This is a genomic window from uncultured Methanobrevibacter sp. (genome assembly GCF_902771435.1).
GTDB lineage: Archaea > Methanobacteriota > Methanobacteria > Methanobacteriales > Methanobacteriaceae > Methanocatella.
In genome coordinates, this window is the sequence record NZ_CACXXB010000004.1 from 35,973 (window position 1) to 50,205 (window position 14,233).

The 14,233-nt window shown below is 35.6% G+C and carries 17 protein-coding genes, 1 tRNA gene and 1 pseudogene; 4 read left to right on the top strand and 15 right to left on the bottom strand.

The window, feature by feature from the left end; translation table 11 throughout:
- The first annotated feature begins 9 nt into the window (after window positions 1-9).
- Window positions 10-774 carry a polyprenyl diphosphate synthase gene (uppS, locus tag QZU83_RS01860; protein WP_295609260.1) on the top strand — a complete coding sequence of 255 codons (765 nt, stop codon included), beginning with the start codon at window positions 10-12 and terminating at the stop codon, window positions 772-774.
- Between the two features lie 3 nt (window positions 775-777).
- Window positions 778-1,539: a TatD family hydrolase gene (locus QZU83_RS01865; protein ID WP_295609261.1), complete on the top strand. Its 762-nt coding sequence runs from the start codon at window positions 778-780 to the stop codon at window positions 1,537-1,539.
- Here the strand turns inward: QZU83_RS01865 and QZU83_RS01870 are convergent.
- The 5 genes from QZU83_RS01870 to QZU83_RS01890 all read right to left on the bottom strand — a co-directional run bounded on the left by QZU83_RS01870 (window position 1,536) and on the right by QZU83_RS01890 (window position 3,493).
- A complete protein-coding gene (locus QZU83_RS01870) occupies window positions 1,536-1,904 on the bottom strand; it encodes a hypothetical protein (protein WP_295609262.1) in 369 nt (122 codons plus the stop codon). The two genes, QZU83_RS01865 and QZU83_RS01870, sit on opposite strands and share 4 nt — an antisense overlap.
- A gap of 4 nt (window positions 1,905-1,908) precedes the next feature.
- The gene (locus tag QZU83_RS01875) at window positions 1,909-2,070 is read right to left on the bottom strand and encodes a hypothetical protein (RefSeq protein WP_295609263.1); all 162 of its coding nucleotides are present in this window, start codon (window positions 2,068-2,070) and stop codon (window positions 1,909-1,911) included.
- Between the two features lie 151 nt (window positions 2,071-2,221).
- Window positions 2,222-2,587, bottom strand: coding sequence for a carboxymuconolactone decarboxylase family protein (locus QZU83_RS01880; protein WP_295609264.1), 366 nt, complete (start codon window positions 2,585-2,587; stop codon window positions 2,222-2,224).
- 16 nt (window positions 2,588-2,603) lie between these two features.
- On the bottom strand, window positions 2,604-3,101 hold the full coding sequence (locus QZU83_RS01885) for a hypothetical protein (protein ID WP_295609265.1): 498 nt from the start codon (window positions 3,099-3,101) through the stop codon (window positions 2,604-2,606).
- Window positions 3,098-3,493: a hypothetical protein gene (locus QZU83_RS01890; protein ID WP_295609266.1), complete on the bottom strand. Its 396-nt coding sequence runs from the start codon at window positions 3,491-3,493 to the stop codon at window positions 3,098-3,100. The genes QZU83_RS01885 and QZU83_RS01890 overlap by 4 nt, the downstream gene beginning before the upstream one ends.
- A gap of 97 nt (window positions 3,494-3,590) precedes the next feature.
- Between QZU83_RS01890 and cobM the strand changes: the two genes are divergently transcribed.
- Window positions 3,591-4,343: a precorrin-4 C(11)-methyltransferase gene (gene cobM, locus QZU83_RS01895; RefSeq protein ID WP_295609267.1), complete on the top strand. Its 753-nt coding sequence runs from the start codon at window positions 3,591-3,593 to the stop codon at window positions 4,341-4,343.
- 76 nt (window positions 4,344-4,419) lie between these two features.
- On the opposite strand, the gene QZU83_RS01900 is transcribed toward cobM, so the two are convergent.
- From QZU83_RS01900 to hypA, 9 genes are all read right to left on the bottom strand, one after another.
- Complete coding sequence (locus QZU83_RS01900; RefSeq protein WP_295609268.1) at window positions 4,420-4,875, bottom strand: hypothetical protein; 456 nt, start codon at window positions 4,873-4,875, stop codon at window positions 4,420-4,422.
- A gap of 5 nt (window positions 4,876-4,880) precedes the next feature.
- On the bottom strand, window positions 4,881-5,825 hold the full coding sequence (locus QZU83_RS01905; RefSeq protein ID WP_295609269.1) for a methionine synthase: 945 nt from the start codon (window positions 5,823-5,825) through the stop codon (window positions 4,881-4,883).
- The gene (locus tag QZU83_RS01910; protein ID WP_292603436.1) at window positions 5,822-6,136 is read right to left on the bottom strand and encodes a DUF1894 domain-containing protein; all 315 of its coding nucleotides are present in this window, start codon (window positions 6,134-6,136) and stop codon (window positions 5,822-5,824) included. Before QZU83_RS01910 ends, QZU83_RS01905 begins: the two co-directional genes overlap by 4 nt.
- Window positions 6,137-6,595, bottom strand: a complete 459-nt coding sequence (locus QZU83_RS01915) for a DUF1890 domain-containing protein (RefSeq protein WP_295609270.1) — start codon at window positions 6,593-6,595, stop codon at window positions 6,137-6,139.
- 11 nt (window positions 6,596-6,606) lie between these two features.
- On the bottom strand, window positions 6,607-7,689 hold the full coding sequence (locus QZU83_RS01920; protein WP_295609271.1) for a hypothetical protein: 1,083 nt from the start codon (window positions 7,687-7,689) through the stop codon (window positions 6,607-6,609).
- Between the two features lie 32 nt (window positions 7,690-7,721).
- Window positions 7,722-7,794 (bottom strand) — tRNA-Ala (locus QZU83_RS01925).
- Window positions 7,795-7,848: 54 nt separating this feature from the next.
- On the bottom strand, window positions 7,849-8,880 hold the full coding sequence (locus QZU83_RS01930) for a DUF354 domain-containing protein (RefSeq protein ID WP_394350255.1): 1,032 nt from the start codon (window positions 8,878-8,880) through the stop codon (window positions 7,849-7,851).
- A 17-nt stretch (window positions 8,881-8,897) separates the two neighbouring features.
- On the bottom strand, window positions 8,898-9,554 hold the full coding sequence (gene hypB, locus QZU83_RS01935; RefSeq protein WP_295609273.1) for a hydrogenase nickel incorporation protein HypB: 657 nt from the start codon (window positions 9,552-9,554) through the stop codon (window positions 8,898-8,900).
- 15 nt (window positions 9,555-9,569) lie between these two features.
- A complete protein-coding gene (hypA, locus tag QZU83_RS01940; RefSeq protein ID WP_295609274.1) occupies window positions 9,570-9,947 on the bottom strand; it encodes a hydrogenase maturation nickel metallochaperone HypA in 378 nt (125 codons plus the stop codon).
- Window positions 9,948-10,127: 180 nt separating this feature from the next.
- Between hypA and QZU83_RS01945 the strand changes: the two genes are divergently transcribed.
- On the top strand, window positions 10,128-11,267 hold the full coding sequence (locus QZU83_RS01945) for an aldo/keto reductase (protein ID WP_295609275.1): 1,140 nt from the start codon (window positions 10,128-10,130) through the stop codon (window positions 11,265-11,267).
- Between the two features lie 306 nt (window positions 11,268-11,573).
- On the opposite strand, the pseudogene QZU83_RS01950 reads toward QZU83_RS01945, so the two are convergent.
- Window positions 11,574-14,147: pseudogene (locus QZU83_RS01950) on the bottom strand (DEAD/DEAH box helicase); the annotation flags it as partial.
- Between the last annotated feature and the right edge of the window lie 86 nt (window positions 14,148-14,233).

Consider the following 14,233-nt stretch of genomic DNA (forward strand, 5'->3'; position numbering starts at 1 on the left):
GGGATAAAAATGGCAGAGAATTTTCTTTATAGAATATATGAATGGTATATCTCAAGAGATTTGGTTCCTGAGAAAATGCCAAAACATGTAGCTATAATTATGGATGGAAACAGAAGATATTCCAAACTCCAGGGAAATGTTGATGTCCTTAAAGGACATGAAATGGGAGTGGACACTCTTGAAAATGTACTTGACTGGAGTATCGAACTGGGAATTGAAATAATAACTGCCTATGCATTTTCAACAGAAAATTTCAACAGACCAAAACATGAAGTCGACGGATTGATGAAATTGTTCGTCATTAACTTCAAAAGACTGGTAAACCATGAAAAAATACATAAAAATGAAGTAAGAGTGAAAGTTGTAGGCAGAACCGAATTGCTTCCGGAAAGTGTGAAAGAAGCAATTAAAGATGCAGAAGAGGCAACAAAAAATTACAATAAACGTTTCTTTAATTTGGCTATAGGATATGACGGTCGTTTGGAAATTATTGACTCTTTTAAAAAAATCATTAAAGAAGTTCAGGAAGGAAACATTACCATCGATGATGTTGATGAAGACCTTGTAAGTAAAAATCTCTATACTGCAGGCTTAGATGACCCTAACCTAATCATCAGAACCAGCGGTGAAGAAAGGTTAAGCGGATTCCTGCTGTGGCAATCATCATACTCAGAACTTTATTTCTGTGAAACTTTATGGCCTGAACTTAGAAAAGTAGATTTCATAAGGGCCATCAGATCATATCAAGCAAGAGACAGACGATTTGGAGCATAAAACATGATTGATACCCATTGTCATATAGATTTTGAAGATTTCGATGAAGACCGCACAGACGTGATTAAAAGAGCACAGGACAAACTGGATTATGTCATTGCATCCGGTTTTGACAAACAAAGCAATGAAAAAGTTTTAGCTCTTTCAAAAGAATATGAGGGTTTTATTTTTCCTACTTTTGGTTTTCATCCAGTCAGTTCTCAAAATTCAACCGATGAGGAATTGAAAGATGCACAAAATCATTTAATAGCTAATTTAGATAATATCGTTGCTGTCGGTGAAGTGGGAATGGATTATTATTATGTAACTGATAAGGCTTTGCGCGAAAGACAGCAGGAAATTTTCACAAGCTTTTTGGAACTTGCAAATAACCATAAGGTCCCAATCGTAATGCACGTTAGGGACTGTGAAAAAAAGGCAGTGAATATCATCGAAGATTATGATGATATCCCTTATTTTGTTTTCCACTGTTACGGAGGCAGTCTAAAGACTGCAAAAAGAATTATGAATAGGGACAACTGTTTCATGAGCTTTTCCACAATGCTTTGTTACTCACAACACCATCAGGATTTAATTAAAAAAATTGACCTTGACTATGTTTTAACAGAAACCGACAGTCCATATTTGGCTATGACAAAAGAAGAGAGAAATGAACCTGCCAATGTTGTAAGTGCAGTTCATAAAATAGCTGAACTAAAGGATATGGACGTAAATGTTGTTGATGAAATCACCACCAACAATGCCCGTAAAATATTTAAAATCTAAAAGTGAAGCGTGTAATTCAAATTGATTAGCACATCATTATTTTCTTTTACTGCTTCTATTTCAAATTCAAAATCAGTGAAATCATCCATAACCAATTTAATCAAATTCCATTCCAAAATGGAATCATTTAAAAATATTGTAAATTGATTTCTATCTATTTTTACTTCTTTTCTGCAGAACAGCTTAAATGCATAGAAATATAGCTCCAGCCTGAAAATAAGGTCCTGCTTATCCCCGTTGCCGTTGATGAAATAGTCCTTCAAATCTTCCTGAAGAATTTTGCCTTCATCACCTGTGTCTGCCCTGAATGTTTCCATTTCAGCCAAATCGTCCATAAGCTGCTTTTTTTCTTCATCATTATACATCATATCACATCAGCAAAAATTTCAATTTGATAATATTGTATTCATTCGGCATGAATTTTAGTTCGAATCTGTCAAATTCATCATCCAGTCTCCTTAACAGATCAAATTCCAAATTGTCAGGAATGACATGTAAATTAAATCCATCATCGGAAATTTCAATGTCCAAATCCTCAAGAAGAGGTATTTTAAGCTCACTAATGAATACATATTTGTAAACGATTAACTCGTAATCGTTTACCTCTTTTTCATTTTCAATTATATCTATCAGTTCCTCTTGAAGTTTGGATGCCGTGACCTTAAAGGTATCTTCAGTAATTTCAATCCCTCTCGTTGAAGACTTCTTTTGCCGCTACAATACCGTTAATAGCTTTTGGAAAACCGCAATAGGCACTCATCTGCATTATGATTTCAACTATTTCAGTTTCATCATTGCCTACATTCAAAGCTGCGTTAATGTGGTCCTTAAGTTGCGGAATTGTTCCCAAAACCGTTAATGCGGCAACAGTGCATAATTCACGTGTTTTCAAATCAACTTGTGAGCGAGTATAGATTTCAGAGTATGGATATTCAATTACAAAACGACCCAAATCAGGTGCAATATCCTCTATCTCTTTGAATATTTCTTCAACTGGCCTTTCCTGAATTGATTCCAATACTTCTTTTCCTTTTTCATACCGAGTCATGTTAACTAATATGTTCCTAAACCCATTTAACATTAGCTGTTGTGAAAACATAGTGGGGAGAAAATACCGGATTATATAGTTTATTCGTTGCGGAAGTTGAATTGAAGCTTACTGCAATGGATTTTCGCAGATTGTAATTAATTCTATCACCGATTGAGTCCAACTGCTTTTTGGATAAGTCCTTTGAAGGTTTGGCATATACCTTAAACTGTATTTTCTTTTTATCATAACGGTCATCAGATCCTATTTGCGAATAAGAAATATTCACCACTTCCACCGAATAAGGAAGCAGCAGACTGCTTTTAGATTTTGAATAATCACTGTATGTCTGTTTTGGATAGATTCCACTAGACGATTGCACAATACCATCATTGACACCGTTTTTTGCTGCGGCCATTGCAATATTAAGTTCCTGCTGATTATAAATCAAAACCGCTGAAATCATTATAATTAAAATCAGAACACCTGTTACAAGCAAATATTCAGCACTGATTTGACCTCTCCTTTCAATCATTCTATCACCAGTTTACCTTCACTGTCTTTAGAAATCAAATAGCTTTTTCCGCTATGCAGTTTATATTTTGAATCCGTTATTGATAGTGGAAGCAATGTTTCTCCCTTCTTGTCACCATATTCAATAGTTAACTTGTTATTTTCGACTGTTATTTCATAATAACCCTTATCTGAAGGCAGTGTTAATGATTTTGAATAACCTTCCCCATTGGAATTTACCTGACTGATTGTGTTGGCAACATCATCCAGAATCAGTCTGTGTGAAACACTATCCTGCATATTCAAACTTGATTCAATAGCTGATTGTGATAAAAATAACAATGGAATAGCTATTATTAAAATAACAAAGAATGAAAATAAATATTCTATTGAAATAAAACCTTTATTGTCCATATTTCTTAATTATTTTAAAAATTAATAAAGTTTACTCAAATCAAAAGTCAAATTTGATACAAAATTATTAAATAATATTTGAAATATAAAATAAACCATGAAAGGAAAAGTTATATTCATTGGTGCAGGTCCGGGAGACCCTGACTTAATTACCGTGAAAGGAAGAAAAGTGATTGAAGAAGCTGACGTTATTATTTATGCAGGTTCACTTGTAAATAAAGATGTCTTATGCCCTGCAAAGGAAGGCTGTGAAATTCACAACAGCGCCTATTTAAATTTAGAAGAAACCGATGCCATCATTACCGAAGCCGTTGAGGAAGGCAAATTGGTAGCCCGTGTACATACCGGAGACCCTTCAATCTATGGAGCTATCGGCGAACAGATCCGTGAACTTAAAAAACATGATATTGAATATGAAATCATTCCCGGAGTAAGCTCATTATTTGGAACAGCAAGTGTTTTGGAAGCGGAATTGACATTGCCTGAAATTTCACAAAGTGTCATTATAACCAGACCTGAAGGAAGAACACCAAAACCTGAAGGAGAAAGCCTGTCAAGCTTTTCAAAGCATCATGCAACAATGTGTATCTTTTTAGGCATAGGCATGATTGATAAGGTAGTCGATGAATTGCTTGTTGGATATGAAGAAACCACTCCTGTTGCAGTTGTCAAAAAGGCGACTTGGCCTGACCAGCAAATAATTAGAGGAACCCTCGCAGATATTGCAGAGAAAGTTAAAGATGCAAATATAACAAAGACTGCAATGATTGTGGTGGGAGATGTTTTAGACCCTGGAGACTTTAATGCATCCAAGCTATATGACAAAAACTTCAAACACGAATACAGATAAATTTTTTTAAATTAAATTCCTCAAAAATAAGACCACATGAGGAAATCCAACCATCCCTTATAAACCAATAATATTTTTAGCTTATTTCTCTTTTATGCCCCAGATGTATTCCGATATGACCAATGCCCAATATTATAGAGGACATTACTAAAAATACGTTATTTGCACAAACGCCCAAAAGGAAAAATGCAATTACAGGCAATGTAGCTCCTGGAAGGGGAATGAACAAAAAATTGTCATACATGTCATTCATTGTTTTTTGGCTTCTAAAGTATCTAATCCAGTATATCTCATAGATTACCATTAGAAGAAATGCGATTAGAAAAATTATATTGAAACTGAAATTCACACCACAAAACAAGGATAATACAACAACTAAAACCTGTCCGATTCTTTCCAATGCCAGCGAAAGTTTATTTTCATTTTTGGAATATTTGTCGTAATCCTTAGGGGGACATCTGCTCCACAAAATATTGGGGGCGAACAACATCACTAAAAACAGCAAACCAACCCATGAAAATGAAAAATCCATAATATCTAACTATACTTGTCTTTTATCTGATTCATGAGCTGTAATTTTTTAAATGCAACATCTTTTGGAGCTCTTCTAAGGCCACAGTCAGGATCCAAGAGCAAATTATCCTTACCAACAATTTCAATTGCCTTGCAGACAAGATTTTCAATGTCTGCAATGTCATCCACTTCATTGACAGATGAATCGACACAGCCGAAACCTAGCTTTTTACCTTCCAAAAGTGAAGCATTTTTTTCCAAAACGCCCAGATTAACATTATTTCCTGCAAATTCAAAGTCAAGAATATCGACGTTGAATTTTGAAATGTCCTTAAATGTATCGGACAAAATGCCGCATACATGCATTGCCAAAGGAACTTTCAAACCGTCATGAATTATGTCAATAGCTTCACGGGCGGTTTTCATGTCAACCATTCCTGTAGACAAGAACGGCTCATCAATCTGAATATAGGCAGGCTTTACTCTGCGAACAATTGCATTAACCTCATATTTCAGAGAATGCGCCAAATCAATGATTGCATCTTCCCTGTTTTTATAAAAATACTGTATTCTGGAAGAGTGGACGATTGTATTTGGACCTGTTATTATTCCTTTTATCCCTTTTCCTTCCGGAATGCTGCCGTTATAATAATCCTTCATTACCTTTTTTGCATACAGCAAGTCATTGACGGAAATTTCCTGAATCGGATTTACTATTTTGGAAACGATAACAGTGTTTCCATCTTCAATCCTCATTCCGGGAATATATTTTGTAAAAATAGAAACCATATCTCCCCTAACTTGACCGTCGGATATTATGTCCACTCCTGCATCAAGTTGAGAAATAACGCTAGCTTTAATAGCTTCCTTAAAGGGATCGTAAGCTCCGAAAGAATTTAACAGTTTATCTTTAAAATTAGAGGGAGAGCTTTCCTCAACCGGAAAACTTCCAACAACAGTTGATCTCATTTTTTATTACCGGTATCTAATTTTCTGATTTTTTCAACTTCTTCTTCATCAATCGGCAACTCCACAACTGAAGTTCCATGACATGGTTTTGTATACGGTAAAAAAACAGTTCCTTTCTCATGGTCAAAACCGATTGGTATAGGTGGAATTCCAATGACTCTAACGCCCAATACTTCATCACCCGGTTTAATGTATACTAAATCATCAGCTTTAAATCTAATTATCATTGCACAATCTTTAAAACCTGCTTTTGAAGCATGAATCTCATAGTTATCGGATTGTTGAAGGTAAGTATCTAAACAGAATGACATTTATTCAAACTCCTTTATTGCTTTGTCAAATTTAACTTTAATAGGTGAAGGATTATGGAATGCTCTTACAGCAGTAATTTTGGCGTTGCTTCCACTTTCTTCTATCATATTTACAAATTCGGCAATCTCATCAGCATCTCTTGAAAATACAAGTGCTAAAGATTTGCACTGTAGAATCTGTTCGAAAGTCACGAAAAATGATGCCGCTGCGTCCTTGTGGACAAAACCAACTAATAAATCATAATCGCCTTCGTTAATGTCGCCTAAAGTCCTTTCCAAATCTACCAACTTAAGTTTGTATAAATCTTCAGGGTCTGATATCTTAACCAGTTTTGATGCTGCAGGGTTTGCAGCTATTGTAACATCATACCCCATTTTTGTTAATTTATTAAAAACATAAACTGACATTGGAGTCTGGGATGGAGTTTCCGGACATCCTAGTAAAACTAAAGCTTTCATAATACTTCCCTCTATGATCTTGTTTTAAGAGATACCACATTTGCTAAAATCAGTGCACCTATAAATATGAAAGATAAAAGTGCCATACCATTGATTGTCCTGTTGAATACAAACATACCAATTAGGGCCTGTGCACAAAATGCAGCCAATGCTCCGGTCAGTAATACTTCTCTTCCCAGGTATTTCTTATTATTTTTCTCTCTTCTTTCTCTGTACATGGTTAAGATTTTAAAACCTATAAGAATTGTTCCCAGTACAAATACCATTAAACCGACGAGACCCAAATACCCGAAGTCGAATCCGTAACCGAATATACCTGGAAGCATATAATCGATTGTATCCTTTTGGTTTACAAGTATACCGAAAAACATCGGGAATGGAAGACCGAAGAATAACACAAGTTGCATCGGTAGTGTAATATAACCTTCAGCAAAAGCCGTTCCTTCAGCTCCCCAATAGGAAGCTTTGGCACTGTGACCTATTAGCTGAATATTATTCAATACTGTCTTAATACTTGATAAGGAATATTGTTCAATCCTACCTAACCTTAAAAGTGGAGAGAAAATTGTCATTCCGGATACTCTTGCAATAACCTCCAAAAGCACGAATCCGATACCTGCCGCTCCTAAAAACATTAAAATTCTTTTTCCGGTAAATACGGATTTTTCTCTGAAGGATTTTGAAATGATTAAGTATCCAATGAATAAACCTAAAATCCATAACAATAAGAAAGACCTGTGCATTAATCCACCGAATACGGTAATTCCAGCTATGAATAATATTACGAATCTTCTGAGAGGCCTTATATCAACACCCGATTCCTTCATTACTTTCAGCGACGCCAGTGCTGTTACTGCGCCCAAAAGTGCAATCGGACCGAATGGATGTGTAAATTCCGCTTGACTTGAAGCTACAATCAGCATGACAATGTCTGCGCCGAAAATAAATGTGAAACCACCTATGATAAATAAGGATAAGAAGGTCACCACACTTAATGACAACGGAATCAAGTTAAGACAAAAGACTAATGTAACAAATAACATTAATCCTATCTCTAAAATAAATTGTAAATGATTTTGAGCAATTAATAACATATTTATATCACAATATCTCTTTATTTTAAAAATGGACTGACCGGGATTTGAACCCGGGGCCTCCGCCATGCCAAGGCGACGATCTACCATCTGAGCTACCAGCCCAAAAAAAAATTAATTTAAAAAACTATTACTAATATTTGAAATTCTTAATATAAATCATTTACCATTTTTAGCCAGGTCATACAGGTTATCTATAATGACTTGGAATAAATCATCGGTTTTCATTTCAACAGGTTCATGAGGATTGACGATGAAATCAAGTGCCTTGTTAATGACATCATCGGTGTCAACTGACCTGTACATTAATCCATGATTTATATAATATTGGTCTACAGATAATGTTTCTCCAGGATAACATGAAATTACTGGAGTCTGCAATATTGCAGCTTCCCTGTTCATTGTTCCTCCTGCACCAATAACCAGATCACATTTTTTTATTAAACTGGATGTGTCAACAGGAGGTTTTAATATTGAAACATTATCAATGCCTTCGAAAATTTCCGCCTGCTCCCTGAATCTTGGAAGAACTAAAATATTGGCAACATTTTTTAATTCATCAACAATAGGGGATAAAACAGATTTTCTGCAGTCAGCATCCAGATATGATGCAAGTGAAGGTTCAGGTCTCATCAGAATAGTTTTAGGATGTTTCAAATCCAAATCCAATTCATCAAAAACATTATCATTATATTCGAAACTTTTAAAGTGCATTAATTCGGATGTTCCATTATATGAAATGATAGTGTTCGGGTCAGCACCAAATTTCATTAATTTCCACATGTCTATTATTTTTGGGGTAATGATTCTGTCACATAACGGAAGAGTCAATTTATTAGCAGCTAGTGCATGTTCGTTGTCTAAAACGTACAAACTTGGGATCCCTAGACCAAAAGAAATTCTAGGAAGCTCAATAGAATGCTTGCTAAGGGCAACATCCACCTTTTCATCATGTATAATATCAACAAGATTATAAACTCTTGCTGTACTTTCTCTTAGCTTGTCATATAAACTGACCCCATGCTTTCCAACTGAAATGAAATCGATATCATACATTTCCATCAGTTTATGGATATCACCAAATTGTCTGGCAGTAACGATGACATCTTCACCTTCAGCTTCCAGATATTTAATAACATCCTTGAAAAACCTTACATGAGGCGCATTTGAAATATCAACCCATACCTTCATGAAAATCACCTAAATTTTTATAAGCTGTCTTTCTTATCCTGAATAACTTGAATAATTTCATCCAATCCTTTTCCGTCTTTAAGATTAGATGTAATGACATGAACATTAGGATTTAATTTTTTGGCATCTGCAACCATCTTGTCAATATCTGCACCAACAGCATCTGCCAAGTCTATTTTATTGATTACAATAACATCTGATGTCTGGAAAATAATCGGGTGTTTTTCTACAGTGTCGTCACCTTCAGTAACACTGACGACAACGATTCTCATGTGTGAACCCAATTCAAAGTCAACCGGACAGATTAAGTTTCCTACGTTTTCAATAATAACCATGTCCAAATCATCCAATGGCAAGTCATGAAGTCCGTGATGGACTAAATGTGCATCAAGATGGCATTCTTTTCCGGTATTCAATCCGGCTACTGGAACGTTATGGGATTCAATACGTTCAGCATCGAATTTTGAGATTACATCTCCTGCAAGAACACCAATATTATAATCGGTATTGTCAATTATTTCTTCGATTAATGTTGTTTTTCCGGAACCGATTGCTCCTACAAAATCAACACAGAAAATATCCTTTTCCTCTAAATGTTTTAAGTTTTTATCAGCTAACCTTTTGTTAGCATCCATAATATTTTTTGCTACTTCTATATCTGCTACTTGGTGCATATTTTTCACCCCTATTTAATTATCGTCAGGTTTTTCAATTACAATATTTTTAACAACAATATCTCTTCCATTGAGAATTTCTACAGCCAAACTATCACATTTGGGACATTTTACCATCGGTGCATAATGATCTTTGTCATCAAGTATGGCATTTCCGTGGAATTCACATTGGGAACATTCGACCTCTACGGGAATTTCTTCAAAGATTATTTCTGCATCCTGGACAATTGTGTTTTCTACAAGAACTCCTAAAATAAATTTTAACTGTTCCGGATTTATCATTGCCAATCTGCCAAGTTCAATAGTGACTTCGGTAACTTCAGTCGCATTATTGCTTTCTGCAGTATCGATTACTGCATTAAGAATACCCTGAGCCATAGATAATTCATGCATTTTATTTCTCCTATAATTAAATATTAATATTATAAATTTGATTTTATTTATTTATAAAGCTATTTAATATTTGAGTAATACTAAAGTAATAAATGACATTTTAAAAAAATAATACTAATGTTGCAATTGACAACACTTAAATAATATCCGAATTCAAATATTTAATTAGGAGACATTATTATGACTTACAAATCAAAATTCGGTTTTGGATGCATGAGACTTCCTCAAACTGATGCAAATGACCCAGCAAGTATTGACCAGGAACTGTTCAACAGGATGGTTGACATCTATATGGAAAAAGGCTTCAACTATTTTGACACATCATATGCTTATCACAATGGAATGAGCGAAACAGCAATCAGAAAAGCAGTTGTTGAAAGATATCTCCGTGAATCCTTTCAAATCTGTGATAAAATGCCTACCTGGGCATTGACATCCGAAAAAGACAATGAAAAATTTGTTAATGAAATGCTTGAAAGACTGGGCATTGACTATTTTGACGTATTTTTCATACACAACATCAATGTTCCATGGCTTAAGCTTGCTGAGAAATGCAACACCTTCGAATATGTAAAAAATATGAAAGAAGAAGGAATAGCTAAAAAAATCGGTTTCAGTTTCCATGACGACTCCAAACTACTGAAAAAAGTTTTAGACAAATATGGAGACATGCTGGATATTGTCCAATTGGAATTGAACTATCTCGACTGGGAAGATCCGTCAATTGAAGCTCACAAATGTTATGATTTGTGTGTAGAGCACGGTCTGGATGTTTATGTAATGGAACCATTAAAAGGAGGAGTTATTGTCAATCCTTCCGAAGAAATCAAAAAAGACTTTAACGAGTTCAATCCCGACAAATCAATAGCAAGTTTTGCAATAAGATTCTGTGCCTCACTTGAGCATGTAAAAATTGTTTTAAGCGGAATGAGCAAAATGGATGATTTGCTGGACAATTGTGACACTTATGAAAATTTTGAAGTCCTGAGCGGGGAAGAAAGTGAATTTCTGGAAAGAATGGCTCAAAAGCTCGCAGAAAGTGTTGCAGTGCCCTGCAGTGAATGCGGATACTGTGTAAAAGCATGTCCTGAAATGATTCCAATACCAGAATACTTCCATTTATACAATACAAGTAAAAATCAGCCGGAATCCGATATCTACAGACTGTATTATGACAAATTAGGTAATGAAAAGGTTCCTGCCGATGAATGTACCTACTGCAGCACATGTATTGAACACTGTACTCAAAAAATAGATATTCCTGAAGAATTGGAAAAAGTATGCGAACACTTTGAAAATGGATTTACACCATACGGATGATTAAGCAACCCTCATTTTCAATTCACGAACCATTTCACCATTTTTATTTATTTTTGATGCTTTTTTATAATATTCAACTGCTTTTGTAAAAATTCCGGAATTATAATAGATCAATCCCATCAGGGCCAACGCATCAGCATTTTTATCGTCGAAGCTTAAAATCTTTTCCAGTATTTCGCTGGACGTTTCCAGATCCCCCTGAACATACAAATCATATGCCTCTTCATACATCACATCAATATCGTCAAGGGATTCAAATTCAACATTAACATCCTCACTTTCAGGTTTTGCAGACAGCAGAACATCCAATTCATTGGCCATTTCATTTGTCCTGTCCAGTGCTAAAGCTTTTTTAACAAAATAAAGTGAAATATCCTTTTGTTCCTGATTATATAAGATTTGAGCCATCAGGGCAAGTGAGTTGACATGCTTCTTATCGATTGCCAGAATGCTGTTGAGAATATCCTTTGCGGTTGAATAGTCATTCTTTTCATATAACTCCAATGCTTCTCCAAACAATGCTTCAACATCATTTTCATCATCCTTTTCAGCAGTCACTTCAATTATTTCCCTTTGCGGATTTTCATTTTTGGAAATTAATTTGCACATGTATGTAAGGATATATTTGGTTGCATTCTTGTGAAGCGGCTTGTTATCGTTTCCGCATTTTGGAGAATATATGCAGGCAGGACATCCGCTTTTGCAGCCGCAGTTTTCAAGAAGGTCAATGGTTGATTTAAGCAGATCCACAAATACGTCAACAGCCTTTTCAGTAATACCTATTCCTCCTTCATAACCATCATAAATAAATATGGTTGCTTCCTGAGTATCTTCATGATAATTGGTTGAAAGACCACCGATATCAAACCTGTCACACATTGTATGGAGAGGGAACAGTCCGATTAAGGCATGTTCTGCACCGTGAAGGCCTCCTGCAAAGACTTCCTCTTCATTTGGAAACATGTCTTCAAGAGTGTCCTTTACCTGTTTTGGAACAGTGAACCATAACCCCTTGGTTCTGAATTTCAAAGGAGGCAAATCCAGAGGATAGGTTCCAATCGGCTTTGAAAAGTGCATTTTTTTATATTTGAAGTAATCCTCACTTACAGTCAGCTCTCCGAAATGAATTGTCAAATCACCATATCTTGTTTTGGATAATTTCTTTTCTATGCTGATTTCAGTTTTGTTTAAAACCATCGTATGATAATCCACGGTCTTTTGGCTAACATTGACGAATCCGCTTTTCAGATTAACGCTGTTTACGACATAAGTGTCTCCCTTGTTGATGAGAATTGCACCTTCATGAGCTTCCCTGTAAACCTGGGAGCGCTCCATTGTCTCCAACAGCCTTCCGTTGTTCATTACCTTGAATTCCTGACCTGAAATCTGGTCAAGTGAATGGTCAAGCGCCGGATTGTCATCATAGGGATACATATAATCCCCTCGAATGTTTTTGTGCAAATCCTTTTTTGATACCAGTTCGTCCAAAATGCCTTCATCAACACCAAAATACCTTTCAACTTCTCCTCTTTTAATAGGCAACTCCTTGGCGGCGCATAAAATATGAGCTTCCTGCAGAATAGGATTGGTCAAATCAATGATAGCATTTTCATGGGGCTTGTCAAAGAAAAAGGTCGGATTATTCATGAAATACTGGTCCAGCTGATTTTCAAAGGCGATTAAAATAGCCAGTGACTTTTGATTGCTCCTTCCGGCACGGCCTGACTGCTGCCAGGTGGAAATCATGGTGCCGGGATAGCCTGAAATGATTACCGCATCAAGAGATCCTATATTGATACCCAATTCCAGTGCATTTGTGCATGTAACCCCAAGATATTTTCCGCTTTTAAGGCCTTCTTCAATTTCACGCCTTTCCTGAGCCTGGTAACCTGCACGATAGGCTGCAATCCTATGGGCCAATTTTCCTTTAATCTGGGTCATATCCTTTTTAGCCCACATGGCTATCAGTTCAGTAGTTTTTCTTGAAACCGTGAAGCATAATGTTTGAATTCCTTTCAGCATCATATAAATAAAAATATTTTCTGTTTCCATGTGAACCGAAGGTGCATTTTGCGTATTGACCTTGTTTCTTCTGTAATTTTTAAAAGGATTATATAAAATAAAATCTTTTTCTCCGCTAGGAGATGCATCTTCATCAACCAGCGTGAACTCTTCTCCGGTTAATCTGTTGGCCAGTTCCAAAGGGTTTGCAAGTGTTGCTGAAGATAAGATAAACTGAGGATTTGAACCGTAAAAATTAGCTATTCTTTTTAATCTTTTGATTAAAAATGCCACATTTGATCCGAAAACCCCCTTATAATAATGTGATTCATCAATGACAATATATTTTAAGTTTTTATAGAACCTGCTCCACTGATGGTGCCATGAAAGAATAAGATGCAGCTGATACGGATTTGTTAAGACTATCCTTGAATTTTCCCTGATGCCCTTCTTTTCTCCTCGGGGAGTGTCGCCGTCATAAGTCCTTGGCTTAATATCAATTTCAAGTTCCCTTTCAAGATTCTCCAATACGTGAAGCTGGTCATTTGACAATGCCTTTGCAGGATAAATGTAAAGGGCGGTCGCTTCCATATCATCAATCATGGTTTCCATTATCGGCAGATTGAAAGCCAATGTTTTTCCGGATGCAGTAGGGGTTGTTATGATAACATTTTCATTGTTTTTTATAGCTTCATAAGTCTCAGCCTGGTGTTTGTAAAGCTTAACATCCCTTGAATCCAAATAGTCAACGATTTTTTCATTTAAATTGTCAACTTTTTTGAAACTGGCTTTTTTGGCTGGTATTGTCTCAACATGTGCAATATTATCCCTATATCTCACATCATTTTTAAACATATCAATATTGTTAGGCTCAGACATAATAACAGCTCAATTAAATTAACAAATATATTTTAAACTTAAATAATATTTAAAATATTCGTTAATTTTAAAAATAATTCAATAAA

Coding starts and splice junctions, on each gene's coding strand:
- uppS (WP_295609260.1), top strand. CDS start 10: ATGGCAGAGAATTTTCTTTATAGAATATATGAATGGTATATCTCAAGA.
- QZU83_RS01865 (WP_295609261.1), top strand. CDS start 778: ATGATTGATACCCATTGTCATATAGATTTTGAAGATTTCGATGAAGAC.
- QZU83_RS01870 (WP_295609262.1), bottom strand. CDS start 1,904: ATGTATAATGATGAAGAAAAAAAGCAGCTTATGGACGATTTGGCTGAA.
- QZU83_RS01880 (WP_295609264.1), bottom strand. CDS start 2,587: ATGACTCGGTATGAAAAAGGAAAAGAAGTATTGGAATCAATTCAGGAA.
- QZU83_RS01885 (WP_295609265.1), bottom strand. CDS start 3,101: ATGATTGAAAGGAGAGGTCAAATCAGTGCTGAATATTTGCTTGTAACA.
- QZU83_RS01890 (WP_295609266.1), bottom strand. CDS start 3,493: ATGGACAATAAAGGTTTTATTTCAATAGAATATTTATTTTCATTCTTT.
- cobM (WP_295609267.1), top strand. CDS start 3,591: ATGAAAGGAAAAGTTATATTCATTGGTGCAGGTCCGGGAGACCCTGAC.
- QZU83_RS01900 (WP_295609268.1), bottom strand. CDS start 4,875: ATGGATTTTTCATTTTCATGGGTTGGTTTGCTGTTTTTAGTGATGTTG.
- QZU83_RS01905 (WP_295609269.1), bottom strand. CDS start 5,825: ATGAGATCAACTGTTGTTGGAAGTTTTCCGGTTGAGGAAAGCTCTCCC.
- QZU83_RS01910 (WP_292603436.1), bottom strand. CDS start 6,136: ATGTCATTCTGTTTAGATACTTACCTTCAACAATCCGATAACTATGAG.
- QZU83_RS01915 (WP_295609270.1), bottom strand. CDS start 6,595: ATGAAAGCTTTAGTTTTACTAGGATGTCCGGAAACTCCATCCCAGACT.
- QZU83_RS01920 (WP_295609271.1), bottom strand. CDS start 7,689: ATGTTATTAATTGCTCAAAATCATTTACAATTTATTTTAGAGATAGGA.
- QZU83_RS01930 (WP_394350255.1), bottom strand. CDS start 8,880: ATGAAGGTATGGGTTGATATTTCAAATGCGCCTCATGTAAGGTTTTTC.
- hypB (WP_295609273.1), bottom strand. CDS start 9,554: ATGCACCAAGTAGCAGATATAGAAGTAGCAAAAAATATTATGGATGCT.
- hypA (WP_295609274.1), bottom strand. CDS start 9,947: ATGCATGAATTATCTATGGCTCAGGGTATTCTTAATGCAGTAATCGAT.
- QZU83_RS01945 (WP_295609275.1), top strand. CDS start 10,128: ATGACTTACAAATCAAAATTCGGTTTTGGATGCATGAGACTTCCTCAA.